This is a genomic window from Mesorhizobium sp. M1E.F.Ca.ET.041.01.1.1 (assembly GCF_003997355.1).
GTDB lineage: Bacteria > Pseudomonadota > Alphaproteobacteria > Rhizobiales > Rhizobiaceae > Mesorhizobium.
The window spans coordinates 1-2269 of the sequence record NZ_RZSL01000786.1 but is presented as its reverse complement, the minus strand read 5'-3'; the positions used below and the strand labels follow the sequence as shown (position 1 = coordinate 2269).

Annotated in this window: 2 protein-coding genes and 1 pseudogene; 2 read left to right on the top strand and 1 reads right to left on the bottom strand. The window is 66.2% G+C overall.

Features of this window, described 5'->3' with window-relative positions:
* Both EOA38_RS34110 and EOA38_RS34105 read left to right on the top strand, forming a co-directional pair.
* A partial coding sequence (locus EOA38_RS34110; protein ID WP_145966211.1) for a hypothetical protein occupies nt 1-314 on the top strand: 314 nt, incomplete at its 5' end.
* A gap of 154 nt (nt 315-468) precedes the next feature.
* On the top strand, nt 469-1923 hold the full coding sequence (locus tag EOA38_RS34105; RefSeq protein ID WP_126092130.1) for a glutamate synthase subunit beta: 1455 nt from the start codon (nt 469-471) through the stop codon (nt 1921-1923).
* Here EOA38_RS34105 and EOA38_RS34100 read toward each other — a convergent pair.
* Nucleotides 1920-2269: pseudogene (locus EOA38_RS34100) on the bottom strand (DUF459 domain-containing protein); the annotation flags it as partial. The gene EOA38_RS34105 and the pseudogene EOA38_RS34100 sit on opposite strands and share 4 nt — an antisense overlap.

The window sequence follows — 2269 nt, the reverse complement described above, 5'->3', positions numbered from 1 at the left end:
GTCATGTCGCCCGAGACGTCGACGCGTCCCTTGTGGTCGAGGTCGCCGCCGTGATGGAGAAGCTGCTCCATCACGGCGGCGACCTCGACCACAAGGGACGCGTCGACGTCTCGGGCGACATGACCAGCCACGATGAGGAGCGGCTCTATCAGCTGATCTCGAACCACGTCCATTACACGGGCTCGGCGCGCGGCCGCGAGATCCTCGACAACTGGCAGAACTTCCGGCCGAAATTCCGGAAAATCATGCCGGTCGAGTATCGCCGCGCGCTGATCGAGATGGAACGCATGCGCATGAGCGTGGCAGCGGAATAGGCTTCGGGCATGGCCGGGAAGGGATTTCCCGGCCGGCATCCTCACCAACAATCCTGACCTCGGAACCAAGGTTGCCATGGCGGCCTTATGAGGTTAACGGGTGCGCCGACAAGCTAGGCTTTCGAGCGTGCCTTCGGACAGCAGGGACTGGACTATGGGCAAGGTGACAGGGTTTCTTGAGATCGACCGGCAGGTGCACAAGTACCAGCCAGCTTCCGACCGCATCCGGCATTTCCGCGAATTCACGCTGCCGATGTCGGACAAGGAGGTCGAGAAACAGGCCGCGCGCTGCATGGATTGCGGCATCCCGTACTGCCACGGGCCGACCGGCTGCCCGATCCACAACCAGATCCCGGACTGGAACGACCTCGTCTACAATGGCGACTGGGACGGCGCGATCCGCAACCTGCACTCGACGAACAATTTCCCGGAGTTCACCGGCCGCATCTGCCCGGCGCCGTGCGAGGAAGCCTGCACGCTGAACCTCGAGGACATTCCGGTCGCCATCAAGACGGTCGAACAGGCGATCGCCGACAAGGCCTATGAGACCGGCCACATCCGGCCCTATCCGCCGGAGAAGAAGACCGGCAAGCGGGTCGCCATCATCGGCTCAGGGCCGGCCGGCATGGCCGCCGCCCAGCAGCTCGGCCGCGCCGGTCATGACGTCCATGTCTATGAGCGCGAGAGCCGGCCAGGCGGGCTGATGCGCTACGGCATTCCCGACTTCAAGATCGAGAAGCACTATATCGACCGGCGCATCGAGCAGATGCAGGGCGAGGGCGTGAGCTTCCATTGCGGCGTCAATGTCGGCGTCGACAAGAAGGTTTCGGAACTGCTCGCCGAGCACGATGCCGTGCTCTATTGCGGCGGCTCTGAAACGCCGCGCCCGGCCAACATTCCGGGCGATGATCTCAGCGGCGTCTATGACGCCATGCCCTATCTCGTGCAGCAGAACCGGCGTGTCGGCGGCGAGCCGATCCAGTCGGTGGCCTGGCCCTCGCACCCGATCATCGCCAGCGGCCAGCATGTCGTGGTTGTCGGCGGCGGCGACACCGCGTCCGACTGTATTGGCACGGCCTTCCGGCAAGGCGCGGTGCGCGTGACGCAGCTCGACATCCGTCCGCAGCCGCCGGAGAAGGAAGACAAGCTCGCCGTCTGGCCCTATTGGGCGACGAAGATGCGCACGTCTTCCTCGCAGGCGGAAGGCGCGGAACGCGAGTTCCAGGTGGCGACGCTCGAATTCATCGGCGAGGACGGTCAGTTGACCGGCGTCCGCTGCTGCGAGGTCGACGAGAAGCGCAAGCCGATCGCCGGCACCGAATTCGTCATCCGCGCCGATCTCGCCTTCATCGCCATCGGCTTTGCCGGCCCGGCGGGCGACAGCGTGATGAAGGAACTCGACGGCGAGATAAAGGTCGTCACAGACAGCCGCCGCTCGAAGAACGTCGAGGCCAACGACCGCGACTACAGGACCAGCGTCGACAGGCTCTACGCGGCGGGCGACGTGCGCCGCGGCCAGTCGCTGGTGGTGTGGGCGATCCGCGAGGGCCGCCAGGCGGCGCGCTCGATCGACGAGGCGCTGATGGGATCTACGGTGCTGCCGCGTTAAGGATTAATCGCCGTCGTCGTGTCAGAAGCGGCGGCTGCGGCTGCCGGTTTCGACGGCCAGGAAAAATCGTCGGCGCGGCCGGGCGAGGCAACCGGCGCCTTGCCCTCGACGGTCAGCTTCTCGCCGGGCAAGTTGGGATCGGCCTTGGCGGGCGGCGCGGCGCCCAGCAGTTCCGTGCCACCGTCGAGCGCGGGATCGCTGAGCAGCATCGGCGCAGTGCGGTCGACTATGACAGGTGCCGCTGCAGGCTTCGACGCCTCGACCGGCGCGCCCGCTGGCGCCGCGACCGTCGTGACGCTGCCGGGCGCCGCCAGTCCAAGGATCTTGGCCAGCGGCTTTTCCGTGT